The sequence below is a fragment of the Micromonospora sp. NBC_00860 genome, from assembly GCF_045207375.1.
GTDB classification, from domain to species: domain Bacteria; phylum Actinomycetota; class Actinomycetes; order Mycobacteriales; family Micromonosporaceae; genus Micromonospora; species Micromonospora vinacea.
On the sequence record NZ_CP108825.1, the window covers coordinates 206599 to 231851 of the forward strand.

The window sequence follows — 25253 nt, forward strand, 5'->3', positions numbered from 1 at the left end:
AGTCGGGGTGTCCTGGCGCCTTGGATACCCCGATTTCATGGAAGACGAGTGGATCATGCTCGGCTGTGTGGTGGCCGAGCCCCGGTCAGCGGCGGGGGGCTTCGCTGGCGATGGTCACGTCGCGGGGGAGGGCCGCCGCGCGCAGCGCCCAGTCCAGCGCGTAGTCGGCGATCTGCTCCCAGCCGTCCTGTCCGACGGTGAAGTGTGACCGGCCGGCGAACTGCTCGTACGCGGTGAGGGCGCGGGACTTCTGGTAGAGCCCGGCGTTGGCGCGCACCACCGACGCCGGCACCACGTGGTCGACCTCGCCGGCCATCAGCAGCAGCGGCGCCCGTTCGTTACGCCCGACATCGACCCGGGCTGGCGAGCGCGGGTCGAGGTTGGCGAACGCGCCCTCGAAGAAGACCCGCCCGGCGCCGGGGACGGCGTAGCGCCGCCACGCCCGGTCGGAGTCCTCGCGGCTCATGGTGTTGCCGAAGGTGTAGGCGAAGTCGTCCGGGGTGAACGGGACGGCCTTGTTGCGGTTGGCGGGGCTGCGCAGGATCGGGAAGCCCGAGCGCAGCTGACTCAGCGGCACCTTGAGTACGCCCTTCACCGCCGCGGGGTGCACCCCCACCACCGCTGCGCCGAGACCCCGGTCGGCGAGGACCTGGGCGAACAGGCCGCCGAACGAGTGCCCCATGATGATCGGCGGTCGGGGCAGCGCCCGGATGATCTTGTCGTAGTGCGCGACGATCGTGGCCATGCTCTGCTCGGCGATCGGGCCGGGATCGTCCCGCAACTCCTCCACGGACCGGTCCATGCCGGGCCAGGCGGGGGCGATGACGTGCATGCCGCGCTCGGTGTACCGCTGGGCCCACCCCTCCCAGCTGCGCGGCGTCATCCAGAGCCCGTGGATCAGCACGACCGTGTCGACCTGACCCTGCGGCGTGGCACCCATCGCGTCCTCCCGGTGTCGCGGCGTCGGCCCGGCGGTTACCCGCTGTGCCCGTGCGGAATCCGGCGGCCCTGACAAATGTCACGGTCGGGGCGTGACGACCGCTCCGGGCATCGGGGTACGCGCCACCGGAGCATCAGTGGCATGACCAGTACGCATCCGGCTGTCGAGTTGGACGGCCTCACCAAGAGCTTCGGCGCGGTCACCGCTGTCGACGGGTTGAGCCTACGAGTGCAGCCCGGCGAGGTGGTGGCTTTTCTCGGCCCGAACGGCGCGGGCAAGACCAGCACCATCGACATGCTGCTCGGGCTGTCCCGCCCGGACACCGGCACCGTCCGGGTCCTCGGCGGCACCCCGGACGAGGCGGTGGCCCGAGGTCGGGTCGCCGCCGTACTCCAGACCGGCGGGCTGCTCAAGGACCTCACAGTGGGCGAGACGGTACGGATGACAGCGCACTTCTACCGGCACACCCGCCCCGCGGCGGAGGTGCTGGAGCGCGCCGGTATCACCGACATCGCCGACCGGGTGGTCGGGCGCTGCTCGGGCGGTCAGCAGCAGCGACTGCGCTTCGCGTTGGCCCTGCTGCCCGACCCGGACCTGATGGTGCTCGACGAGCCGACCACCGGCATGGACGTCGAGGGGCGGCGGGACTTCTGGCAGGCCCTGCGCCGCGACGCCCGACGCGGACGGACCGTCATCTTCGCCACCCACTACCTCGACGAGGCGGACGCGTACGCCGATCGGATCGTGCTGGTCCGGCAGGGGCGCATCGTCGCCGACGGCACCACCGCGGAGATCAAGAACCTGGCCGCCGGCCGTACGGTGCGGGCCACCCTGCCCGGCGCCGACCAGGCGGCGCTCGCCGCGCTGCCCGGCGTGGATGCCGTGGAGGTGCGCGGCGACAGCGTGCTGGTGCGGACCGGGGACTCGGACGCGGTCGCCCGGCACCTGCTGACCCGGACCGCGGCCCGGGACGTCGAGATCACCTCCCGCAACCTCGAGGATGCGTTCCTCGCCCTGACCACAGCGCAGACCGGAGCCTGAGATGACCACCTCCACCCCCACCCGCGCCGGTGCCACAGTGCCGGACCGTCGGCAGCCCGCACTGGGCGGGTTCGCCCCGGGCGCCCTGCTCATCGAGCTGCGCCGGGTGCTGCGCAACCGTCGCACCCTCGCCTTCACGCTGATCATGCCGGGCGTCTTCTTTCTCATCTTCGGCCTGCCGCAGGGCGGGCAGAACCTGGACAACGGTCGGCCGGTGACGGCGTACGTCATGATCAGCCTGGCCGTCTACGCGGCAATGGTGGCGACCACAAGCGTCGGTGGCGCGGTGGCCACCGAGCGGGCGCTGGGCTGGAGCCGGCAACTGCGGCTCACCCCGCTACGCCCGGCGGCGTACGTGGCGACCAAGCTGATCACCGCGATGAGCCTCGGTCTGCTCGCGGTCGTCATCGAGTTCCTGGTGGGTGCCGTGGCCGGCGTCCGTGTCCCGGCGTACGTCTGGCTGCTGTCCGGGCTCGCCGCCTGGGTGGGGTCGCTGGTCTTCGCCGCGTTCGGTCTCTTCATCGGCTACCTGGCGCCGGCCGAGAACGTCATGCAGATCATCGGCCCGGTCCTGGCGGTGCTGGCCATGTTCGGCGGGCTGTTCGTCCCGGTCGAGGTGCTGCCGGACGTGCTCCAGCAGGTCGCGAAGTTCACCCCGGTGTACGGCATGGGCGTGCTGGCCCGCGCCCCACTGACCGGCGACGGGGTGAGCATGGCGGCGGTGGCGAACCTCGTCGTCTGGGCGCTGCTCTTCGGCGTCGGCGCGGCCCGGTTGTTCCGCCGGGACACCGCGCGGGTCTGACCGGCCGCGACCACTAGCGTGAACACGATGGACCTCTCGACCGGGCAGCCCTGGCCGGTGAGCCGCCACTGGCGGGTCACCGGCTGGCTGCTGGCCGCCGTCTGGCTGTTCTTCCTCAACGTCCCGCTGGCCACCGCGCTGCACCAGCCGGAGCCGTGGCGGCGGGTCCTCGGTGTGGTGGCCCTGGTCGTCTTCGGCATCGGTTACGTGCTGCTGTTCCAGTGGGCCCGCAAGCTGCGCCAGTCCCTGCTGCCGATCCCGGCTGGCCGGGCGCGGGCAGGGCTGGCGCTGCTGCTCGCGGTGGGCCTGGCCAGCCTCCCCGGCACTGAGGGGGACTGGCTGGCCACCCTGGTCTACGTGGCCGCGGCGGCGGTGTTCCTGCTGCCGCCGTGGGAGGCGTTGGCCGTCGTGCTGGTCTGCGCGGTGACCCCGGTGCTGGCGTCCTGGCTGGTGCCGGGATGGGAGGCGGAGAACGGCATCGTCTTCGCGGTGCTGCTCGCCTCGTTCGCCATGTTCGGGGTGTCCCGGCTGGCCCAGCGCAACAGCGAACTCCGCGCCGCCCAGCAGGAGATCGGCCGGCTCGCGGTCGCCGAGGAGCGGTCCCGCGCCGCCCGCGACCTGCACGACATCCTGGGCCACTCGCTCACCGTGGTGGCGATCAAGGCCGAGTTGGCCGGGCGCCTGATCGAGGTCGACCGGGAGCGGGCCGCCGCCGAGATCGCCGAGGTGGAGGCGCTGGCGCGGGCCGCGCTGGCCGACGTACGACAGACGGTCGGGGCGTACCGCGAGGTCAGCCTCGCCGCGGAGCTGGCCGGCGCCCGCTCCGCGTTGGCCGCGGCGGGCATCGCGGCGGACGTGTCGGCCGAGGTGCCGGAGCTGCCGGAGGAGTGGGACCGGTTGTTCGGCTGGGCGGTGCGGGAAGGGGTGACGAACGTGGTCCGACACAGCGGGGCGCGGTGCTGTGTGATCCGGGTGCACAGGGATCGGGTCGAGATCAGTGACGACGGTCGTGGCCCGTCCACTCCCGACGCGAGCGGGCACGGGCTGGTCGGTCTGCGGGAGCGGGCGCTGCGGCTGGACGCGGTGGTGACAGTCGGTCGTCGTCCGGAGGGTGACGGGTTTCTGCTGCGGGTGCACGCGCCGGGGGAGGCCCGGTGAGCGGCGGGTCCGCGCCGATCCGGCTGCTGCTCGCCGACGACCAGGCGCTGGTCCGGGGTGCGCTGGCCGCCCTGCTCTCGCTGGAGGAGGACCTGACAGTGGTCGCCGAGGTCGGCCGGGGCGACGAGGTGGTGCCCGAGGCTCGACGCAGCTCCCCGGACGTCGCCCTGCTGGACGTGGAGATGCCCGGCCTGGACGGTATCGCCGCCACCGCGGCGTTGCGCGCCGCGCTGCCGACCTGCCGGGTGCTGGTGGTGACCACCTTCGGCCGACCGGGTTACCTGCGTCGGGCGATGGAGGCCGGTGCGAGCGGTTTCGTGGTCAAGGACACCCCAGCCCGGCAGCTCGCCGACGCGGTCCGCCGGGTGCACGCCGGCCTGCGGGTGGTCGACCCGACGCTGGCCGCGGAGACCCTCGCCGCCGGGGTCAGCCCGCTGACCGAGCGGGAGACCGAGGTGCTGCGAACGGCGCGCGGCGGTGGCAGCGCCGCCGACCTGGCCAGGGCGTTGCACCTTTCCGAGGGGACGGTCCGCAACCACCTGTCGGCGGCGATCGGCAAGACCGGTGCCCGCAACCGGGCCGACGCGATCCGGGTCGCCGAGCAGAACGGCTGGCTGCTCGGCGAGTGACAGTCTGTGCCGGCGCTCAGGCGGTCGGCGGTGGGGCGGCCAGTTCGTCGACCACGACGACGCTGCTGCCGGGACGTACCTCGGCGAGCAGTTCCCGCTGACCGCTGCGGGTCAGCCGGATACAGCCGTTTGTGGTGTTCTCGCCCAGCTCGTCGTCGTGGAGCCAGGTGTGCACCCCGATGTGCGCGCCGCGCAGCCCGGACGGCACCGACTCCGGGTCGTCGGGCACCGAACCGAGGGCGTAGATGTCCACCCCGCCGTAGACCTCCTCCGGCGGTGGGGTGCGGCCCAGGATGAAGGTTCGCCCGAGTGGAGTCTCCTGGCCCGACTGGCCGAGGCTGACCTCCCAGGAGCGCACCGCCTTGCCGGCCCGGTACCAGGTGAGCCGGTGGACCTTGCGTTCCACAACGATCTGGTCGCGCAGCGGCACCGTCTCGAACCCGCCGGGCGGCAGCCAGGCGAGCCGGCGGTTGGCCGAGGGCAGCAGGACGGCGGTCCAGCCGGCACGCCGCTGGGCGATCGGCATGGTCAGCTCGACACCGCGGATTGTCGGTTCGAGGAAGGCTCGTGGCCGACCGCCGGGCGCGTCGTACGCGGCGATCCGTCGGGTCGGGTGGGCGCCGTCGGTCAGCGGCGTGACGTCCATGGCGTTCGGGTCGGCGGGGAATCCGCCGGGTGCGGGGTCGTAGTCGACAACCGGCAGCCCGTCCGGGGCGGGCGCGGCCGGGGGGATCGACTCCTCCGGGCTCTGCTCCACACTGCTCGGTGTCGGGTCGGCTGCCACCACGTTGCGGTCGTCGGGGGCCGTCGAGCTGGGGGTGAGGGCCTGGCCGACCAGCAGCGCGGTCACCAGCAGCGTGGGTACGCCGATCGCGGCGGCCACCCAGACGCCGCGACGACGGTACGGAGTCTTTCGGTCAAACGGCACGAAACCACTCTATGGTGGCGAACGCTTCGGGGCCCCCGGTTCGGCGAGACCCGCCGTCCGGAGGCCCCGCTCGAAATCAGATTCGTGCGCCGATGTGGATGGCCACGGCGTCGTGCGCCGGCACGTTGGCCGCGAACCAGCCGCTACCGTCCACCGTGATCACTGGACCGCTGCACGTGCCGCCCGCGTACGTGCCGTGGATGACGTCGCAGTATCGGCCGGCGGGCAGCCCCGTGTAGTAGGAGCGGCCGTTCACCGCGACGTCCTCGTCGTTGACCGTGAGGAAGCCCTTGCCGCCGCGGCTGAACGCGATGTGGTTGTTGCCGTTGTCGTACCAGTTGGCCACGCCGGCGCTCTCGGTGGCGTTACGGAAGCCGACCATGTTGGCGATCACCGGCCAGCGGTGTTCGCACTCCCAGCCGGAGTAGCAGGTGGTGTTGAGCGTCTTGTTGGCACCGTCCGACGGTGGGCCGGCGTCCCGGTTGCTGAAGGTGTAGCTGGACATGACGGTCGGGGAGCCGTACGGCCAGGCCAGCATGAAGGCGTTCGCCAGCGCGTAGATGCCCCGGTCGCGGTAGGTCAGCACCCCGCCGGAGTCGCGCTGGGTGTCGTGGTTGTCGACGAACACCGAAGCCGGGCCGGTGGGTAGGTGCCCCCAGCCCTCGCCGAAGTTGCGCAGGTACGCCAACCGCTCGGAGCGGAACACCCGGGCCAGGTCCTTGCCGTAGCGGAACTCGTGCACGTCACCGTTGCCGGTGTACTCGGTCGGCTGGACCGGCTCGCCGGCGCCGTAGATGACCTCCTGCACGAGGTACGCGGAGCGGGACAGCTTGCCCCTGATGGCCGCGATGTCGGCGGCCGGCATGTGCTTGCTGGCGTCCAGCCGGAAGCCGTCGACGCCGAGCGAGAGCAGGTCGTTGAGGTACGCGGCGATCTTCGTGCGCACGTAGTCCGACTCGGTCTTCAGGTCCGAGAGGTTGACCAGCTCGCAGTTCTGCACCTCGTACCGGTCGTTGTAGTTGGCGATGTCGTCGCCGCCGTTGCGCCCGCAGTGGTGGAAGTCCTGGGTCTGGTAGATGCCCGGGTAGTCGTAGTGCGAGTAGGACGAGCCGGCCCAGCCGGTGCCGCCGTTGTCCTGACCGGACATGTGGTTGATGACGGCGTCGACGATCACCTTGACCCCGGCCGCGTGGCAGGTGTTCACCATCGACTGGAACTGCGCCCGGGTGCCCTTGCGGGACTCGATCCGATAGCTGACCGGCTGGTACGCCAGCCACCACTGGTTGCCCCGCACGTGCTCCTGCGGGGGCGAGACCTGCACATAGCCGTAACCCTTCGGGCCGAGGGTGCTCTGGCACTCACTGGCCACCGAGGGCCAGTTCCACTCGAAGAGCTGGACGATGACCTTCTTGCCGCCGGACGGGGCGGCGACGGCCGGGGGTGCCGTCACGGTGGCGGGGACGAGCAGGCTGGCGATCAGGCTGAGGGCGAGGAGCGCCGTGCCGCGTCGACGTCGGTGCATGGGGACTCCTGACGGGAGCGGGGGGTGGTGGTGCGGTGGGGGAGAGCCAGGTTGCCGGAATCTTGCAAGTCTGGCTGAAATTTGCTGAAAGGTTACAAGCGTGTTGCAGCCACTGTCAATGCATGGACGCTTGTCACTGTCCAGGTCGGTGGGTGGGAGCGGGTACAACGCACGGCCGCGCCCCTCGGTTCGATTCCGGCCCAGAAATTTTCGTCGGCGGGTGATCCGCGCGCCCCGCCGGTCCGTACTGGATGGGGGAGCAGGGGTCGGCCGGTGGTACGCCGCCGCGAGACGATCGAGGAGCAGATGGCCCGGGCACAGCAGGACAAGAAGGCGGCGACGGTCCGGACCAGCGCCAGCAGTCGGGGGGTGCGTACCCCGTCGAGGTCGGCGAGCGCCCTGCTGATCGCGTCGCTGCTCACCGCGCTCTGGGCGGCGATCATGCTGACCGGCGCCGGCCAGACGGCGTACGCCTACGGCTTCTTCTTCACCGAGTTCTTCGCCGGGGTCATCTCCCTGGTGGCGTTGAGCCTCACAGTGATGCTCGGTCTGCTCGCCACCGACCGGCTGGTGCTGCGCATCCCGCACCGGGTGCTGATGCAGTCGGCGCACCGGGCCACCGGCGTGCTGGGCGTGGCCGGGCTCGGCTTCCACGTCCTCACCAAGATCGCCACCGGGCGGGCCGCGGCGACCGACGCGCTGGTGCCGTTCGTCGGCGGCCGTGGGCTCTACATCGGGCTCGGCACTGTGGCCGCGCTGCTGATGGTCAGCGTGATCTGGACCGGCATCATCCGGGCCCGCTTCGCCGACGTCGGTCCGAAGTGGCTGTGGCGGGCCCTGCACTCCACCGCGTACCTGGCCTGGCCGTTCGCTGTCTTCCACGGCCTCAACGCCGGTCGGGCCGCAGCGCCCTGGGTGATGTTCAGCTACCTCGGCTGCATGTTACTGGTGGTGCTGGCCCTGCTGGTCCGGTTCTCGGTCACCATCGGTCGGCGCAGCCGCGAGCAGCACCAGGCAGCGGTGCGCAACGCGGTGATGGTCGGCCGGGCCGAGGAGGCGAAGACCGCCCGATCGCTGCTGGCCGGGTTGGGTCGGCGCAGCAAGGCCGCCGACAAGCGTCCCGCCTGGGCGGAGACCACCACCGCCACCTGGGCCGCACCGGCCGCGCGACGTGACCCGGAACGGTTCACCGTTCCGGTGGTGCCCGAGCCCGGTTCCCTCGTCGAGCCGACCCGGCCCAGCCGGCGTCGGCGGGAGGAGGAGCCGGCGGCCCGCCGCGACACCGAACGGTCCTCGCGCAGCCGGCGGGCCGAGGAGACCACTACCAGCCGATCGGCTCGCCGCAGCGTGGAGGACACCGGCACGTTCCGACGCGACGAGGAGGAGCTGGAGCCGGTGACCCGGCGGCGCGGCTCCCGCACCCGCGACGAGGACGTGCCGACCGGCCGGCGACGCGCCGACGAGGCCACCGCTGAGCGGTCCCGTCGCCGGTCCCGCAGCGAGGACGACGGTAGCCGTTACTCGGCGCCGCCGCAGTCTACAGTGGACGAGGCCGAGGAGCCGTGGGACAGCCCGCGCCGGTGGCAGGCCGCCGAGCCCATCTCCGCCGGCCCGATCTCCGTCGAGCCGATCTCGGCCGGCCCGGTCTCCAGCAACCCCATCTCGTCGGCGCCACGCAGCGGCAGCGGCCGGCACAGCGTCGAGGACGACCTGCCCGAGGAGCCGGACTACTGGCGCCCGCCGGCCCGGTACATGCCGGACGAGGTGGCACCACCCGTCGACGACACCCCGACCCTTGTCGACCTGGCGTCCCGCCGTGCCCGCCGGGCAGCCGGCGAGGGCAAGTCCAAGCGCCGCAAGGCCAGCGCCGACGCGGTGGACGGGGCGTACTGGGCCGGGCTGCGGGGTGAGGCGAAGTGATGCGGACCGCCGTGCCACCGGTCGCCTGTGTGGGCGAACCCCGGCTCACCGCCGGCTTCGCCGAGTACGGCCGGCTCGACCTGCTCGCGCACGAGGAGGTGCACGGACCCATCGGCCCGATGGAGCCCGCACAACTGCTCCAGCTCGCCGAGGGCATGCAGCTCAAGGGCAAGGGCGGTGCGGGTTTCCCGTTCGCCCGCAAACTGCGCGCGGTGCTGGAGTCCTGCGAGCGGCAGGACCTCGCCGCCGTGGTGGTGGTCAATGCCACCGAGGGGGAGCCGGCCAGCTGGAAGGACAAGGTGCTGCTGACCCGCGCCCCGCACCTGATTCTGGACGGGGCGGCGCTGGCCGCGTACGCGCTGGACGCCGACGAGATCGTGATCGGCGTGGCGGACGACGGGGTCGGCCGGGACTCGCTGATGGACGCCCTCGAAGAGCGCCGGATGCCGGTGCAGACGACAATCGTCACAGTGCCGCACCGGTTCATCTCCGGCGAGGGCGGCGCACTGGTCAACGGGATCAACGGGCTGCCGCACATCCCGCCGGGCACCAAGAAGCGCTCCAGCGACTCCGGGGTCAGCGGCCTGCCCACCCTGCTGTCCAACGCCGAGACGTTCGCCCAGCTCGCCATCGGCGCCCGACTGGGCCCGTACGAGTACGCGGCGCTGGGCACCGACGACGAGCCGGGCACCGTGCTGCTCACAGTGACCGGCGCGGCGGGCCGACCGGCGGTGGTGGAGTGCACCGCCGGCATGCCGCTGCGCGACGTCCTCGACCTGTGCGAGGTGCCGGACGTCCAGGGCATCCTGATGGGCGGCTACCACGGCAAGTGGATCACCCCCGAGGCGGCGGAGAAGGCCGAGGTCTCCCGCAAGGGCCTGGCCGCGGTCGGCGGCACCCTCGGCGCGGGCATCATCGTCCCGCTCGGTGTCGACACCTGCCCGCTCGGTGAGGCCGCCCAGGTGGTTCGGTACCTGGCCGGTGAGTCCGCCGGCCAGTGCGGGCCGTGCAAGATGGGCCTCCCGGACCTGGCCCGCGCTGTCGACCTGGCCGTCGCCGGCAGCCAACCGGCGGACGTGGTGCGCGCCGCCGCCGGCGAGGTGAAGGGCCGGGGCGCGTGCAGCCACCCGGACGGCACCGCCCGGTTCGCGCTCTCCGCTATCGAGGTCTTCGCCGAGGACCTGCGGCTGCACAGCACCGGCGACGGCTGCGGCCGACGGGTCAAGGGCGTGATGGGGCTGCCGGGCGCGCCCGACGCGAACCCGCAGAAGCTCACCCTGGACTGGTCCCGTTGCGACGGACACGGCCTGTGCGCGCACGTCGTACCGGACTTCATCCGGCTCGACGCGAACGGATACCCCGCCTTCCCGGCCACCCCCGTGCCGACCTGGCTGCGGGAGGGCGCGCTGAAGGCGGTCAAGGTCTGCCCCGAGCTGGCTCTCCGACTCGCCAAGGCCGAATAGCGAAGCCTCAGGCCCAGCAAGGGTCCCTTCCGGACCGGAACGGAGAAGCGGATGCGGATCGGCATGGCGTGGACAGGGGTCGGGCGACTGCGCCGGGCCGCCACCGCCGGGGCGCTCGTGGTGGCCCTGCTCGGCACTGCCGCCTGCACCGGCACCGCGCCGGGTGGGCCCGCCGCCGCCCCGACCGGCGTTCCGGCCCCGACCGGCGCCCCGCCCACCCCGGCTGGCGCGGCGACCAGCGGACCACCCGCGGCGCAGGTCCCGGACGTGCTGCGCTTCACCGGGACCACCCTCGGCGGGGCCGCGTTCGACGCGGCGCAGCTCGCCGGCAAACCGGTGGTGCTGTGGTTCTGGGCGCCGTGGTGCGCCACCTGCGCCAGCCAGGCCTGGACCGTGGCCGAGATCGCACCCCGGTACCGGGACACAGTGCCGATCGTCGGCGTCGCCGGGCTGGGCGAACGGAAGGCCATGAAGGAGTTCGTCACCGAGTTCGACCTCGGCGCGACGCCGCAGATCGAGGACGGCAAGGGCGCGCTCTGGAAGCGGTTCAAGGTGACCGAGCAGAGCATCTTCGTGATCATCGACCGGAGCGGCACTATCGTCCACCAGGGCTTCCTGGACGGTGAGGCGCTCACCGCCAAGGTCGCCGCACTGGCCGGGGCGTGACCGCCACACTGCTGCTCGCGCTGACCGCCGGCATGCTCGGCGCTGTCAACCCGTGCGGCTTCGCGTTGCTGCCCGCGTACCTCTCGCTGTTGGTTGCCGGGAAGTCGGACACCCGCGGCGCGGTCGGCCGCGCGCTCACCGCGGCGGCCGGGCTGACAGTGGGGTACGTGCTGGTGTTCGGCGCGTTCGGCCTGGCGCTCGCGCCGCTGGCCGGCTGGCTGCGGCCCCGGCTGCCGTGGCTGACAGTGGCGCTCGGCGTGCTGCTGGTCCTGGCCGGCTGCTGGCTGCTCGCCGGCCGGCGGCTGCCCGCCCCCGGCTGGTCCGCCCGGGCGCCCCGGCTGACCCGGTCCTGGCCGTCGATGGCGCTGTTCGGCGCGGCGTACGCGCTGGCGTCGCTCGGCTGCGCCATCGCGCCGTTCCTGGCCATCGTGGTGACCAGCCTTCAGGCCGGCTCGACCGGCCAGGGGTTGGCGCTGTTCGGCGCGTACGCCCTCGGGATGGGTCTGGTGGTCGCGGTCGCCGCGCTCGGGGTGGCGCTGCTGCGCGACGGCCTGGTGGCCCGGCTGCGCGTCGCCGGCGCGCTGGTGCCCCGCCTCAGTGGCCTGGTGCTGCTGCTCGCCGGCGGCTACGTCGCCTGGTACGGCTGGTACGAGCTACGCCTGGCCGCCGGCCGCCGCGACGCCCTCGGAGACCCGGTCATCCAAGCGGCATCTCAGGTGCAGCACGCCCTGGCCAACGCCCTCGACAGCATCGGCCCGGCACTGCTGCTGGCCGCCCTGGCGGCCCTCCTGCTGGCGGCAGCCCTCACCAGGCGCCGCTCCCACCCCCGCGATCTTGCAGTTTCTGTCGCGACAAAAACCGCGGAACCCTGCATTACGGAGACCGAAACTGCAAGATCGACGGGGTGAGGAGGGGTCCGGGCTAGCGGGGGGTCAGGCGGTCGGTGCCTAGGCGGTCCTGGAGGACCTTGGGGATCAGGACACTGCCGTCGGCCTGCTGGTACTGCTCCAGGATGGCCGGGAAAAGCCGGCTGGTGGCCAGCGCCGACCCGTTGAGGGTGTGCACGAAGCGCGTCTGCTTGCCGCCCGGCTCGCGGTAACGGATGGCCGCCCGGCGAGCCTGGTAGTCGCCGGCCCAGGAGACCGACGACACCTCCTTGTACTTGCCGGTGCTCGGCATCCACACCTCGATGTCGAGGGTCTTCTTCATCGAGGCGCTGGCGTCACCGGCCGAGAGCAGCGTGCGCTGGTAGTGCAGACCCAGCCCCTCGACCAGGCTCTCGGCGTGGGCGAGCATCTCCTCCAGCGCCGCGTCGGCCTGCTCCGGCAGGGTGAACTGGAAGATCTCCACCTTGTTGAACTGGTGCCCCCGCACCGTGCCGCGCTCGTCCGAGTGCGAACCGGCCGACTCCCGCCGGTAGCACGGGGTGTACGCGAACGCCTTCAGCGGCAGCTTCGGGGTCTCCAGGATCTCGTCCTGGTACGCGCCGAGGATCGCCGTCTCCGACGTGGGCAGCAGGAACTGGCCACGCGGGGCGGACGCCGAGTCCAGGTGGTAGACGTCGTCGTAGAACTTGGGGAACTGCCCGGCGGCGAAGCCGGCCGAATCCAACAGCAGGTGCGGCGGGAGCAGGAACTCGTAACCGGCCTTGATGTGCTGGTCGACGAAGTAGTTGAGCAGCGCCCACTCCAGCCGGGCGCCGACCCCGGTGTACATCCAGAAACCGGACCCACCGAGCTTGACCCCGCGCTCGTAGTCGACAAGGCCCAACGCGCGGCTCAGCTCCACGTGGTCGCGGACCTTCTCGATCACCGGCGGCTCACCGAAGGTCTTCACCACCCGGTTGGCTTCCTTGCCGCCGGCCACGACGTCGTCGCTGGGCAGGTTGGGCAGCTCACTCATCGCGTCGCGCAGCCGGGCCTGCACCTCGTCGAGCTGGGACTCCAGTTCGGCGAGCTGCTTACGCTCCGCCTCCGGCGCGGCGACCTGCGGCTCCTCGCCGGCCCGCTTCGCCTGCGCGTACGCCCGGGCCTCGGCCTTGCGGCGCTGCCGCTCGGCGTCGATCTCCGTGATCAGGGCGCGGCGTTCCTGGTCGAGCCGCTGGATCTCGTCCAGCGCTCGGGTGACCTCGGCGGGATCCAGACGCTTCGCCAGCGCGGTCGCCACCGCCTCGCGATCCTTCCGGATCAACTCCATGTCGAGCATGCTGCTCCGTACGCCTCCGTCCGGGGTTCACTGGTGAACCATCAGATGTTACCGTCGCGCACGTTTCCACCCGGGGACGGGGAGCGCGAGGGATTTCTACAGCCGGATCGGCATGAGCACCGAGTAGGTGTCCGCGTCGTCCGGTCGGCGTACGGCCAACGGGGCGATCGGCCCATCCAGCTCCAACACCAGTTGCGGCGCGCCGGCCGCGTTCAGCGCGTCCAGCAGGTAACCACCGTCCACCCCGACCCGCAGCGCGTCGGAGCCCAGCTCGGCGGCAGGGAGCAGCCGCAGCCCGCCCTGGTCGTCGACGCCGAGCACTGTGACCGCCCGGGTCGTGCCGTCGTGGTCACGGGCGACAGTGGGGGCCGCCGGGTCGGCCAGTGCCGCGCGCAGCGCTGCCACGTCCACCGGGATCCGGCGCGCGGTGGGCCGCTCACCGACGGACTTGCGCAGCAGCCGGTGGTAGTCGGGGAAGTCGTACGGCAGGGCGTTGCCGGTCACCGTGCGGTCGGCCGCCCGCACCCGCAGGTCCGCTCCCGCCACTGTCAGCCGCACCGGCCAGGTGTCGGCGGTGTCGAGCAGCGGCCGGAGCTCATCGACGAGGGCCACCGGCACGAACACCCGCACCGGCGGCCCGTCGACGTCGGCCCCGGCCCTTGCCAGCGCCAGCCGGTACCGGTCGGTGGCGACGAGCCGGACACCGTCGGGCTCCACGTCGAACAGCACGCCGGCGAGCATCGGCAGCTCCCTGTCGACGCCGACGGCGAAGCGCACCGCGTCGAGCGCGGCGGCCAGGGCGGCGGGGGAGACCAGGAGCGTGGTGGCGGTCGGCGGGGCCGGATCGACCAGGGCCCGGAGCCGGTCGACCTCGCGGCGGGCGTCGCTGAGCCCGTCGGCGAGCCGGCGCAGGTGCGCGTCGAGCAGTTGGTGCACCACGGCCGGCTCGGCGCGGACCGCGGCGGCGATCTCCGGCACCGGCATGCCGATCCGGCGCAGCCCGGCCACCAGCCGGGCCGGGGCGATCTGCTCCCCGGCATACCAGCGGTAGCCGGTCACCGGGTCGACAAGTGTCGGCTCCAGCACCCCCGCCGAGTCGTAGAACCGCAGGGCGCTGACTGTCAGGCCGCTGGCCCGGGCCAGCTCGCCGATGCTGTGCAGGTCGCTCACGCTGGGCATCCTGCCCCCTCGACCCGGTTGAGGGTCAAGCCGAGGGCTCCCGCGTCTCCTGCTTGAGCACCCGGAAGGTGAGGCCGGCCCGGACGAGCCGGTCGAGCAGCGCGTCGCCCATCGCGGCGACCGGGGTGAGCTGGCCGGCGGTCGGCGGCAGCTCGTCGAGCGCCAGGCACAGCGCCGACTCGGCGAGCATCTTCGCCGTCTCGTCGTAGCCGGGGTCACCGCCGGCGACCTCGGTGACCACCCGCTGCCCGCCGCCGGTGCCGACGAACCGGACCCGGAACCACGACGACGCCCGCTGTTGGGCGGTGGGCCCCTGCCCGGACGAGAGCCGGCCGAGCAGCCAGCGGCGGCTGGGCGGCAGCTTCACCAGCCCGATCAGCGCGCCGAGCCCGGCCGCGCCGGCCAGGACGGTGGGTAGCCGCTTCACCGCCGCGAAGTGCCGGTAGCGGAAGTCCGGACCGTACTCCGGGCGGGCCGCCGCCGAGCGGCGGACCACCTGCGGGTCGATGGTCGGCAGCGGCACTGTCCAGATGCCCAGCTCCGCCGAGCGGGCGAGCCGGCCGGGCACCGCCCGGACCCGACGGTCGGTGGGACGCGGTTCGACCGCCCGACGGTCCCGGGCGGCCTTGCTGGCCTGCCCGGTACGGGAGAACGCGGTGAGCGCCGAGTGGTAGGTGCCGGCGGAGAACCGACCGCCGGCACGCACGTACCCGTCGACAGTGATCGGCACGTCGGCGGGCAGTTGCTTGACGGTGAACCAGGCGCCCAGGTCGTGCGGGACGGAGTCGAAGCCGCAGGCGTGCACCAGCCGCGCGCCCGTGCGCGTCGCCTCGGCGTGGTGACGTACGTACATGAGGTCGACGAACTCCGGCTCGCCGGTGATGTCCAGGTAGTCGGTGCCGGCTCGGGCGCAGGCCGCGACCAGCGGTTCCCCGTGGTGGATGTACGGCCCGACAGTGCTGGCCACCACCCGGGCGCTCTCGGCCACCGCCCGCAGGGAGTCGGCGTCGGTCACGTCGGCGGTGAGCAGCGGCAGGTCGGCCAGGTTGCTGTCGATCGCGGTGAGCCGGTCCCGTACGGCGGCGAGGCGCTGCGGGTTGCGCCCGGCCAACGCCCAGCGCAGCTCGGCCGGCGCGTGCCGGGCCAGGTACTCGGCGGTCAGGCCGCCGGTGAACCCGGTCGCTCCGAACAACACCACGTCGTACGTTCGCTCCCCAGCCATGCCCAGAGTGTGCCATTCGCGGTCCCCGATGGCAGCTCACAAGGAGGGCGTCAGGGCGTGAACACGGCGCGTACGCAGCCGTCGGCCCGGTCCCGGAACAGCGCGTACCCCTCGGGGCCCCGCGCCAACGGCAGTTGGTGGGTGGCCAGGTGCTCGGTCCGCAGCTCGTCGCGAGCCATCCGGTCCAGCAGCATCGGCACGTCCCGCAGGTCCGGCCGGCCGGCGCCGCGCAGCGTGAGCCGCCGCTCGGCCAGCGCACCCAGCGGGAACGCGTCGACGAACCCGCCCGTCCCGCCGAGCACCACCACCACGCCGCTCTTGCGGCACGCGTGCACCGCCTCCCGCAGCGCGTCCGGTCGGTCGGCGTGCTGGCCACCGAACCGGTCGGCCATCGACCGGGCCGGCGGGGTGCCGACCGCCACCACGCACACGTCCGGCCCGCGCCCACCGCTGCGGTCGCGCAGCTCGGCCGCGACGTCGGTGCGGCGGTAGTCGAGCGGCTCGGCGTCGGAGTGCCGCTCGGCCATCCGCAACCGCTCCTCGTGCCGGTCCACGACCAGGACCCGGGCGGCGCCGCGCAGCACCGCCGCCCGGGCGGTCAACTGACCGACCGCCCCGGCGCCCCAGACCGCCACCACGTCGCCGGGGCGCACCGCACCCAACTCGGTGGCCAGCCACCCGGTCGGCGCCGCGTCCGCGGCGAACACCGCCCGGTCGTCATCGACGGCGTCCGGCACCCGGAACGCGCTCACGTCGGCGTACGGCACCCGCACGTACTCGGCGTGGCCGCCCGCGAAGCCGCCCGCCGCCCGGGGCCGGCCGAAGCAGCCGGCGTCGGAGCGGGTCCAGTCGGGCTCGGCGCTGGCGAGGTCGGCATGGGCGTTGTCGCAGCAGGAGTGCAGGCCCCGGCGGCAGTACCAGCAGCCGCCGCAGGCCACGCCCGCACCGACGACCACCCGATCACCGGTGCGGTGTCGGCGGACCCCGGGGCCGACCTCGACCACCTCACCCAGGAACTCCGCGCCGAACACATCGCCGGCCCGCAGCAGCGGGTGCCGGCCGGCCAGCAGCGGCAGGTCACCTCCGCAGGTGGCGCTGCGGCGCACCCGGACGATGACGTCCCGCTCGTTGCGCAGTTCCGGGTCGGGCACCTCGCGTACCGCCAGCTCGCCCGCGGCCACCCAGCACAGCGCCCTCACCCGTGGACCTCGGGGCGGTCCAGCGCCGAGCGGTCCGCACGGAGCACCTCACCGGCCTCCACCCGTTGCTTGATCTGGCGCAGGGTCCGGCGGACCAGCAGACCCGGGTCGTTGCCGACCAGGTGCGCGGCCAGCCCGGTGGGCGGGGTGACGCCGGCCAGCGGCCGGGCGGCCAGCTCGGTGCCCCGGTCACCGGGCGCCGGGCGCACCCGCACCTCGACCGCGCCGTCCAGGCGGCGCAGCGGCTCCGGCCAGCGGCCGTCCGGAAGCACCTGCTCCGGCGGTCGGTCGACGGTCACCACCTCCCAGCGGGCCGGCGCGGCGGCGTCGCCGCCCGCGCCGGTCCGGCCACCCCGACGGGGTACGCGCAGCAGCCGCGCCGCCCCGGCCAGCGCCGCGCCGCCCAGGGCGGGTCCCGCCCGCGCCAGCCGTCCCATCGGTACCACCCGTCCTCCCGGTTCACGTCCCCCGATCGTCGGTCGCGGCCGGGTGAAGCGCGCTCGCCCGGAAGGGGTGAACCGGCCCGCGTCGGGTAACCGCTCGCCGACCGGGGGCGGAGCGCGTGGTGGGGGTGGGGCTGGGTGCCGGAACAGGATCACGTACGGGTCGAGCCGGCACCGGGGCCACCGCTGTTGGCGTCCCGGCTGACACCGGCCGTGCCGCCGGAGCCGGTGGTGGCCCGGCCCCGCCTGCTGCGCCGGTTGGACGAGGGCAGCGCGGGACCTGTCACCCTGGTGGCCGCCCCCGCCGGCTGGGGCAAGACCACCCTGCTCGCCTCGTGGGTGCGGTTGGGCGGCGCGCCCCCCGACGTGGAGCCGGGCGCTGTCGTACCGGACTCCGGTGACCTGTCGGTTTCGTCCGCTGACGAGCCGGTCTCGGCGTGGATGTCGGTGGAGGCCGGCGACGACTCCGACCGGCTCTGGGCGTACCTCGCCGCAGCGCTGCGATCGGCGACCGGGGCGGCGGAGAGCGGCGCGGTGCCCGACCGGCCGCCGCGCCCCGACCAGTTGGAGGCGTTGGCCGCCACGCTCGCCGCCGCCGACCGGCCGGTGCTGCTGGTCCTGGACGACCTGCACCGGGTCGCCGACCCGGCGGCGCTGACCGGCCTGGAGTTCCTGCTGCGGCATGCCGGGCGGCGGCTGCGTCTGGTGATCGGCGCGCGGGCCGGGCTGCACCTGCCACTGCACCGGCTCCGGCTCGCCGGCGAGTTGACCGAGATCGGCCCCGACGAGCTGGCGTTCACCGACGACGAGGTGGCCGACCTGCTCACCGCCCACGCCGCCGCGCTGCCGGCGACCGCCGTGCACCGGCTGCGGGAACGCACCGGCGGCTGGCCGGCAGCGCTGCGCATCGCGGCCCTGGCGGTACGCGCACAGCCCGACCCGGAGCGCTGGGTGGGGCAGTTCGGCGGCGACCAGCCGGAGATCGCCGGCTACCTGCACGAGGAGGTGCTCGCGACGCTCGACCCGGCCGAGGAGGACCTGCTGCGCCGTACCGCGGTCGTCGACACCGTCTGCGCCGACCTGGCCGAGGCCCTGACCGGCCGCCCCGACGCCGGGCAGGCGCTGGCCGACCTGGCCGGGACCGGTGGTCTGCTGCACCGGGAGGACACCCGGCCGCCCTGGTACCGGTGCGAGTCACTCCTGGCCGACCTGCTCCGCGCCGACCTGGCCCGTTTGCCCGCCGACGAGCTGCGCGAGCTGCACGTCCGGGCCGCCGACTGGTACGCGGGCGACGGCCGGCCCGCCGACGCGCTGCGGCACGCCCTGGCCGCCGGCCGGTGGGACCTGGCCGGCGACCTGTTCGTCGCCCACTGGCCGGAGCTGACCCGCTACGACCGGGATCCGGGGCACGCCCCGGCACCCGCGTCACCGCCGGAGGAGGTGATCCGCGCCGACCCGGAGGTGGCGTTGGCGTGCGCCGCCGAGCGCGCGTACGCCGGTGACCTGCCGGCCGCCACCGGTCACCTGCGGTCCGCCGCCGGGCACGCCGCGGGCCTGCCGGTGCCGCGCCGGGACCGGTTCCTGCGGTTGGTCACCGCGCTGGAGTTGACAGTGGCACGGCTCGCCGACGACCGCGCTGAGGTCCGGGCCGCCGCCGCTCGCCTGCTGCGCACCCGCCCTCCGGAGGCCACGCCGACCCGGGTGCCGACCGGGGTGGCCGGTTCCGCCCCGACGGCCGGCGGTGGCGGTGCGGCCGACGACCTGGACCTGCGGGCGTTCACCGGTACCGCGCTGGGGATGGTCGAGCTGGCCGACGGCGTGCTGTCCACCGCCCGGTTCGTCCGGGCCAGGGCGGCGGCCCGGGAGGCCGACCGACCGCGTACCGAACTGGTCGCCGCGAGCCGCGCCGCGCTGCTCCTCGCGGTGCGCGGTGAGCTGCGGGCGGCCGAGCAGGCGGCCCGGGACGCGCTCGTCATGCCGCAGTGCCGCGGCTGGTCCTGTCGGCTCGACTGCGGCTACGCGTACCTGGCACTCGCCGTGGTGGCACTGCTGCGCGACCAACCCGAGGAGGCCACGGCGAACCTCGGCCTCGCCCTCCCGGCGTTCGACGTGGCGGGCGGCTGGGCCGGCGACCCCGAGGTGGACGACGACTGGCTGGCCGCCGCCTCCGACGAACCGGTGGCGGCAGCGGTGGCGGCGCTGTGCCGGGCGCAGCTGCGGCGTGACTCCGGCGATCCGGCGGCCGGCCAGCGGCTGCTCGTCCGGGCCCGGGAGGCGTTGACGGACCGCCCGTCCGCCGAGTTGACCGGTCTGTTGCGGGCCGCCGAAGCAGAACTGCGGGCCGAGCGGGGCGACCTGGACTCCGCCCGCGACCTGCTGGCCGGCGCCGCCGACGAGGGGGCCCACCCGGGGCTCGCGGTGACGTTGGCGAAGGTGCAGCTGATGGCCGGCGACCCCGCCGCCGCCGGGCGGACCCTGCCGGACTGGCAGGCCCCGGCCGCCACAGCCTGGCCCCTACCGGTACGCCTGGACGCGGGGCTGCTGGACGCGGTGCTGGCCGAGCGCGCCGGGGACGGGCGTCGGGCGGGCCGGATCCTGGAACGGATACTGGACCTGGCCGGGCCGCAGGGCTGCCGACGGGTCTTCACCCGCGCCGAACCACAGGTGCGGGACCTGCTGGCCGCCCACCTGGACGCGGGCACAGCGCACTTCGCGCTGGTCAGTGACCTCGTGCGGGGCGCGGAGCAGAGCACCGCCGGGCCGGCCGCCGCGCCGAGGGGCGCGCTCGACGAGCCGCTCACCGAGCGGGAGCTGACCATCCTGCGCTACCTGCAGAGCATCCTGTCCAACGTGGAGATCGCCAGCGAGCTGTCCCTCTCGGTCAACACGGTGAAGACCCACGTCCGCAACATCTACCGCAAACTCGACGCGACCCGCCGACGCGAGGCGGTCCGGCGGGCGCGCGAGTTGCGGCTGATCTGAGTGGCTGACGGTCAGGGGTTGGCGGCGGCGTCCACCGCCGTCAGCAGGTCGGGTAGGTCGTACCCGCCGTCGTGCCGAACGCCGTTGACGAACAGGGTGGGGGTGCCGTTCACCCCGCTGCGGATGCCCCCCACGAAGTCGCGGCGCACCCGGTCCGCGTGGGCATGGTTCTCCACCTCGGCGTTCAACTCGTCCGGCGGCAACCCGACCTGCTCGACACCGAGCGAGAGGTGCACCGGGTCCAACTGGTCCTGGTGCTCGTAGAGCCAGTCGTGCATCTCCCAGAACCGGCCCCGCACCCCGGCAGCCTCGGCCGTCTCGGCGGCGCGTTCGGCGTACGGGTGCACGTTGGCGATCGGGAAGTATCGGTAGACCAGCCGTACGGTGTCGGCCCGCTGCCGTAGCAACTCGTGCAGGTTCGGGTACGCCGCACCGCAGAACTGGCACTGGAAGTCGCCGTACTCGACGACTGTCACCGCCGCGTCGGCCGGCCCCCGGATGTGGTCCTCGGTGGTCACCGGGTCTCGAAGTCGGGCGGTGACCTGCAGTGGCGTACTCATCCGGCCATCACCTTCCGATCGGCGGCGAGTCGGTCCAGCGCGTCGAAGATGCCGTCGGCGCCGGGGTTGACGTCGGGCGGCGACAGGTAGCTCCAGGTCACCGTCCCCGCCGGGTCCAGCACCACGAGCGCGCGGGCCGCCTCACCGTTCGACATGTACGCGCCGTAGCTGCGGGCCACCTCGCCCTTGGGCTCGAAGTCGGCCAGCAGCGGGAACTGGATGCCCCGGCTCTCCGCGAACGCCCGGTGCGACCAGATGCCGTCCACCGAGATGCCGAGCACCACCGCCCGGTACTGGGCGAAGACGGGTGCCGCCGACTGGTAGAGCGACATCTGGTCACCGCAGACCGGGCTCCAGTCGGCGGGGTAGAAGGCGAGCACGACCGGCCGGCCACGGAACTGCTCAGGTCCCAGCAGAGCCCCGTCCGGGGTGGCCGGCACTGCGAAACCGGGCGCGGTGCGCCCCGGTTGGATCAGCCCGTTCGGATCACTCATGCCGCCAGCCTGCTCCCGGGGTGGGTGAGGCGGCCTCACCCACCCCGGGTGGTTCCGCGCTCGCGCCGCGCTCGGCAGAGTGCGCTCAGCCCGCGTCCGCTCAGCGCAGCACCGGGGCGACCGCGATGTGGTTCTGCACCTCCCGGATGCCCGGCGCGGACCAGGCCACCTGCTCGACCTCGGCCCGTTCGGGCATCGAGTGCACCAACCCGGCGAGTATCGCTGTGTCGCCGTGCACCCGGACGCTGATCCGTTCGACCTCGGTAGCTCCGGCCCGGGCGAGGGCGTCGACGATCCGGTTGGCCAGGTCGCGGCCGTCCGGCGCGGTGGCCGGTCGGACGGTGATGCCGTTGCTCACCCCGCGTACGCCGGTCAGCCGGGCGACCGCCCGTTCGGCGGCTCGCCGTTGGTACTCCCACTCGACGTCGCCGTGCAGTGTCACCCAGCCGGCCGAGACGGTGACCTGGAGCTTCTCGATGGGCACGAACGCGTCCCACTCCAGCCCGTGGCTGGCCGCGGCGGCCAGGTCGCTGTCGGCGCGCTCGGTGTCGTTGGTGAGCTGTACGGCCACGTCGTTGGCGACCGCCCGGACCGACGCGACCCGGTGGGTGGCCCGTTCGGCGGCCCACTTCTTGGCGTAGCTGTCCACCCGGCCGGTCAGGGTGACGACGCCCTCGGCGACGGTCACGCCGATCTCGTGCGGCTGCACCCGTGGTTCCCAGGTCAGCTCGTCGAGCACGGCGGACTGGATGTCCTGGTCGGTGCGGTTGATCTCGGCGATGGCCATCTGTCCCTCCTCCGCTGTTCCGTTGGCGGACCGGGTGGTGGCTGCGGCCGGAGGTCCGCCGTGCTGCGATCCTGCCGCCGCCCCGGGTGAGCCGTCCTCGCCCGGACCGGGTGACGGCATGGCCGGACCTGGGCGGAGCGGGCGGGAGACGCGGACGAACATCGATGATGGGAGCGCTTCCAAAGCGAGCCGCTTTCGGTTACGGTAATCGCGTTCCTCGATCGCGGGAGCCGTCGCGTCGGGTGGTGGAGCCAGGGCAGCTCCGCCCGTCCCCGTCGTCGTGCTCGTCCCCCGAGCCACGGCGTCACCCGTGCGATCGACCCCGTCCCCCGGGGCTCCATCCGAGAGGAACCGCAGATGCGGAGAAGTCTCGCCGCCACGGTCGTGTCCGTGTTGGCCGCCGCCACAGCCGTCGTGGTGGTCCCGTTCACCGCCGCTGGGTCGGCCCCCACCCCGGCCGCAGCGGAGGCGTACACCTGGCGAAACGTCAGGGTGGGCGGTGGCGGCTTCGTACCCGGCATCGTCTTCAGCCCCACCGAGAAGAACCTCATCTACGCGCGCACCGACATCGGTGGGGCGTACCGCTGGGAACAGGCCAGCCAGTCCTGGACGCCGCTGCTCGACTGGGTCGGCGCCGACCGGTGGGGCTACAACGGCGTGGTCAGCATCGCCACCGACCCGGTGCAGACCAACCGGGTGTACGCCGCTGTCGGCATGTACACCAACGGCTGGGACCCGAACAACGGCGCGATCCTGCGCTCGGCCGACAAGGGCGCCACCTGGCAGGCCACCGAGTTGCCGTTCAAGAACGGCGGCAACATGCCGGGCCGGGGAATGGGGGAGCGGCTCGCCGTCGACCCCAACCGGAACAGCATCGTGTACTACGGCGCCGAGGGCGGCAACGGGCTCTGGCGCAGCACCGACCACGGCGTGACCTGGGCCCGCGTCGCCGCCTTCCCCAACGTCGGCAACTACCGCGCGGACCCCAGCGACCCGAACGGCTACAACGGGCAGAACCAGGGCCTGACCTGGGTCAGTTTCGACAAGAGCACCGGCACCGCCGGCTCCACCACGCAGACCATCTACGTGGGCGTGGCGGACAAGGAGAACCCCGTCTACCGCAGCACCGACGGCGGCGTCACCTGGGCGCGCATCCCCGGTCAGCCCACCGGCTACCTGGCCCACAAGGGCGTCGTCGACCCGGTCGGTGGACACCTCTACATCGCCACCAGCGACACCGGCGGCCCGTACGACGGCGGCAAGGGCGACGTCTGGAAGTTCACCCGGTCGACCGGGGCCTGGACGCGGATCAGCCCGGTGCCCTCCACCAGCGCCGACGCCTACTTCGGCTACAGCGGGTTGACCATCGACAGGCAACGTCCCAACACCCTGCTGGTGGCCACCCAGGTCTCCTGGTGGCCCGACGCCATCTTCTTCCGCAGCACCGACGGCGGGGCGACCTGGACGCGGATCTGGGAGTTCAGCAACTATCCGGAGAGGTCCCGCCGCTACACCATGGACATCAGCTCGGTGCCCTGGCTGACCTTCGGACTCAACCCGGCACCCCCGGAGGACGCGCCCAAGCTCGGCTGGATGAACGAGTCGGTGGAGATCGACCCGCACGACTCCAACCGCATGATGTACGGCACCGGCGCCACCATCTACGGCACCACCGACCTGACCAGGTGGGACACCGGCGGTCAGTTCACCCTCCGGCCGATGGTCCGGGGGCTGGAGGAGACCGCCGTCCTCGACCTGATCAGCCCGCCCAGCGGGGCACCCCTGATCAGCGCGCTCGGAGACGTGGGCGGCTTCCGACACACCGACCTGGACGCGATTCCGTCGATGCTGTTCACCCAGCCGGTGTTCACGAGCACCACCAGCCTGGACTACGCCGAGAGCAAACCCGCGGTGCTGGTGCGCGCCGGCAACTTCACCGACGCCGACCGGCCCAACGACAGTCATGTCGCCTTCTCCACCGACGGCGGCGCCACCTGGTTCCAGGGCACCGAACCGTCCGGGGTCAACCTGGGCGGCACGGTGGCCGCCGCCGCCGACGGCAGCCGCTTCGTCTGGGCACCCGGTGACGCGGGCCAACGCGTCGTCCACTCGGTCGGGTTCGGCAACTCCTGGGCAGCCTCGACCGGCATCCCGGCGAACGCCACGATCGAGTCCGACCGGGTCGACCCCACCCGGTTCTACGGCTTCAGCGGCGGGCGTTTCTACCGGAGCACCGACGGCGGGGCCAGCTTCACCCCGACCGCGGCGACCGGGCTGCCCACCACCGACGTGCGGTTCAAGGCCCTGCCGGGTCGGGCCGGCGAACTGTGGCTGGCCGGGCCTGGTGGTCTGTGGCGCTCCACCGACGCCGGCGCCAGCTTCACCAGGCTGGACGGCGTCAGCGCCTCCGGCAACGTCGGTTTCGGCAAGGCGGCACCCGGGCGGACCAACCCTGCGGTGTTCCTCTACGGCACAGTGAACGGTCAACCGGGCGTGCACCGCTCCGACGACGCCGGCGCGACCTGGGTACGCGTCAACGACGACCGCCACCAGTACGGCAATCCGACCGAGGCGCTGACCGGCGACCCGCGGGTCTACGGTCGGGTCTACCTCGGCACCAACGGTCGCGGCATCCTGGTCGCCGACCCCACCAGCGGCGAGCCCCCGACCACGCCACCGCCGACGACCCCACCGCCCACCACCCCGCCCCCGACCACTCCGCCCCCGACCACCCCGCCCCCGACCACTCCGCCGCCATCCACTGGTTGCGCGGCGACCTACCGGGTGACCGGCTCCTGGTCAGGCGGATTCCAGGCCGAGCTGGTGGTTCGCAACGCGGGAAGCGCCCCCATCGCCGGCTGGACGCTGGGCTGGACCTTCGCCGACGGCCAGCGGATCGACCAGCTCTGGGGCGGCACCCACACCCAGACCGGGGCCGCCGTGTCGGTCCGGGACAGTGGCTGGAACGGCGCGCTCGCCGCCGGGGCCAGCACCACCGCCGGTTTCCTCGGCTCGTGGACCGGCAGCAACACGTCCCCGGCCGCCATCACCTGCACGAGTCGCTGAGCAGGTGATCCGGGCCGGAACCCCGGATCACCACGAAGCACCGGTCC

At 73.4% G+C, this 25253-nt stretch carries 21 protein-coding genes; 10 read left to right on the forward strand and 11 right to left on the reverse strand.

Annotated elements, in window-relative coordinates:
* Positions 1-85: 85 nt before the first annotated feature.
* Positions 86-940 (reverse strand): alpha/beta hydrolase, encoded by an 855-nt coding sequence (locus OH804_RS01015; RefSeq protein WP_196919170.1) that lies wholly within the window; start codon positions 938-940, stop codon positions 86-88.
* 141 nt (positions 941-1081) lie between these two features.
* Here OH804_RS01015 and OH804_RS01020 point away from each other — a divergent pair, with 141 nt between their 5' ends.
* The 4 genes from OH804_RS01020 to OH804_RS01035 are packed head-to-tail and all read left to right on the forward strand — an operon-like array spanning position 1082 to position 4570.
* On the forward strand, positions 1082-1981 hold the full coding sequence (locus OH804_RS01020; RefSeq protein WP_196919169.1) for an ABC transporter ATP-binding protein: 900 nt from the start codon (positions 1082-1084) through the stop codon (positions 1979-1981).
* 1 nt (position 1982) lies between these two features.
* Positions 1983-2783, forward strand: coding sequence for an ABC transporter permease (locus OH804_RS01025; protein WP_406062151.1), 801 nt, complete (start codon positions 1983-1985; stop codon positions 2781-2783).
* Between the two features lie 27 nt (positions 2784-2810).
* The gene (locus OH804_RS01030) at positions 2811-3941 is read left to right on the forward strand and encodes a sensor histidine kinase (RefSeq protein ID WP_196919167.1); all 1131 of its coding nucleotides are present in this window, start codon (positions 2811-2813) and stop codon (positions 3939-3941) included.
* Positions 3938-4570, forward strand: coding sequence for a response regulator (locus tag OH804_RS01035; RefSeq protein ID WP_406062153.1), 633 nt, complete (start codon positions 3938-3940; stop codon positions 4568-4570). The genes OH804_RS01030 and OH804_RS01035 overlap by 4 nt, the downstream gene beginning before the upstream one ends.
* A gap of 16 nt (positions 4571-4586) precedes the next feature.
* On the opposite strand, the gene OH804_RS01040 is transcribed toward OH804_RS01035, so the two are convergent.
* Both OH804_RS01040 and OH804_RS01045 read right to left on the reverse strand, forming a co-directional pair.
* The gene (locus tag OH804_RS01040; RefSeq protein ID WP_406062155.1) at positions 4587-5498 is read right to left on the reverse strand and encodes a L,D-transpeptidase family protein; all 912 of its coding nucleotides are present in this window, start codon (positions 5496-5498) and stop codon (positions 4587-4589) included.
* A 76-nt stretch (positions 5499-5574) separates the two neighbouring features.
* Entirely contained in the window at positions 5575-7020 is a 1446-nt protein-coding gene (locus OH804_RS01045) for an alpha-amylase family glycosyl hydrolase (RefSeq protein WP_406062157.1), read from the reverse strand.
* Between the two features lie 273 nt (positions 7021-7293).
* On the opposite strand from OH804_RS01045, the gene OH804_RS01050 reads away from it, so the two are divergent.
* From OH804_RS01050 to OH804_RS01065, 4 genes are read left to right on the forward strand one after another with little or no spacing between them, the layout of a single operon-like run.
* The gene (locus tag OH804_RS01050) at positions 7294-8940 is read left to right on the forward strand and encodes a hypothetical protein (RefSeq protein WP_406062159.1); all 1647 of its coding nucleotides are present in this window, start codon (positions 7294-7296) and stop codon (positions 8938-8940) included.
* Positions 8940-10403, forward strand: coding sequence for an NADH-quinone oxidoreductase subunit NuoF family protein (locus OH804_RS01055; protein WP_196919164.1), 1464 nt, complete (start codon positions 8940-8942; stop codon positions 10401-10403). Before OH804_RS01050 ends, OH804_RS01055 begins: the two co-directional genes overlap by 1 nt.
* Before the next feature lie 51 nt (positions 10404-10454).
* Complete coding sequence (locus OH804_RS01060) at positions 10455-11069, forward strand: TlpA family protein disulfide reductase (protein ID WP_406062162.1); 615 nt, start codon at positions 10455-10457, stop codon at positions 11067-11069.
* Complete coding sequence (locus OH804_RS01065) at positions 11066-11977, forward strand: cytochrome c biogenesis CcdA family protein (protein ID WP_406062164.1); 912 nt, start codon at positions 11066-11068, stop codon at positions 11975-11977. The genes OH804_RS01060 and OH804_RS01065 overlap by 4 nt, the downstream gene beginning before the upstream one ends.
* A gap of 13 nt (positions 11978-11990) precedes the next feature.
* Here OH804_RS01065 and serS read toward each other — a convergent pair whose 3' ends face one another.
* The 5 genes from serS to OH804_RS01090 form a co-directional block, all read right to left on the reverse strand.
* Positions 11991-13274: a serine--tRNA ligase gene (serS, locus tag OH804_RS01070; RefSeq protein ID WP_406062166.1), complete on the reverse strand. Its 1284-nt coding sequence runs from the start codon at positions 13272-13274 to the stop codon at positions 11991-11993.
* A gap of 96 nt (positions 13275-13370) precedes the next feature.
* The gene (locus OH804_RS01075) at positions 13371-14453 is read right to left on the reverse strand and encodes a MerR family transcriptional regulator (RefSeq protein WP_406062168.1); all 1083 of its coding nucleotides are present in this window, start codon (positions 14451-14453) and stop codon (positions 13371-13373) included.
* Between the two features lie 25 nt (positions 14454-14478).
* A complete protein-coding gene (locus tag OH804_RS01080; protein WP_406062170.1) occupies positions 14479-15675 on the reverse strand; it encodes a saccharopine dehydrogenase family protein in 1197 nt (398 codons plus the stop codon).
* A gap of 50 nt (positions 15676-15725) precedes the next feature.
* Positions 15726-16874: an alcohol dehydrogenase catalytic domain-containing protein gene (locus OH804_RS01085; protein ID WP_406062172.1), complete on the reverse strand. Its 1149-nt coding sequence runs from the start codon at positions 16872-16874 to the stop codon at positions 15726-15728.
* Positions 16871-17311, reverse strand: coding sequence for a hypothetical protein (locus OH804_RS01090; RefSeq protein WP_406062174.1), 441 nt, complete (start codon positions 17309-17311; stop codon positions 16871-16873). Before OH804_RS01090 ends, OH804_RS01085 begins: the two co-directional genes overlap by 4 nt.
* Before the next feature lie 144 nt (positions 17312-17455).
* Between OH804_RS01090 and OH804_RS01095 the strand changes: the two genes are divergently transcribed.
* Positions 17456-20299 carry a LuxR C-terminal-related transcriptional regulator gene (locus tag OH804_RS01095; RefSeq protein WP_406062176.1) on the forward strand — a complete coding sequence of 948 codons (2844 nt, stop codon included), beginning with the start codon at positions 17456-17458 and terminating at the stop codon, positions 20297-20299.
* 11 nt (positions 20300-20310) lie between these two features.
* Here OH804_RS01095 and OH804_RS01100 read toward each other — a convergent pair whose 3' ends face one another.
* The 3 genes from OH804_RS01100 to OH804_RS01110 form a co-directional block, all read right to left on the reverse strand.
* Positions 20311-20859 (reverse strand): DsbA family protein, encoded by a 549-nt coding sequence (locus OH804_RS01100; protein ID WP_196919156.1) that lies wholly within the window; start codon positions 20857-20859, stop codon positions 20311-20313.
* Complete coding sequence (locus OH804_RS01105) at positions 20856-21353, reverse strand: redoxin domain-containing protein (RefSeq protein WP_406062178.1); 498 nt, start codon at positions 21351-21353, stop codon at positions 20856-20858. The genes OH804_RS01100 and OH804_RS01105 overlap by 4 nt, the downstream gene beginning before the upstream one ends.
* Positions 21354-21453: 100 nt before the next feature.
* A complete protein-coding gene (locus OH804_RS01110; RefSeq protein ID WP_196919154.1) occupies positions 21454-22140 on the reverse strand; it encodes a BON domain-containing protein in 687 nt (228 codons plus the stop codon).
* 357 nt (positions 22141-22497) lie between these two features.
* On the opposite strand from OH804_RS01110, the gene OH804_RS01115 reads away from it, so the two are divergent.
* Complete coding sequence (locus OH804_RS01115; protein ID WP_406062180.1) at positions 22498-25206, forward strand: cellulose binding domain-containing protein; 2709 nt, start codon at positions 22498-22500, stop codon at positions 25204-25206.
* Positions 25207-25253 lie beyond the last annotated feature (47 nt).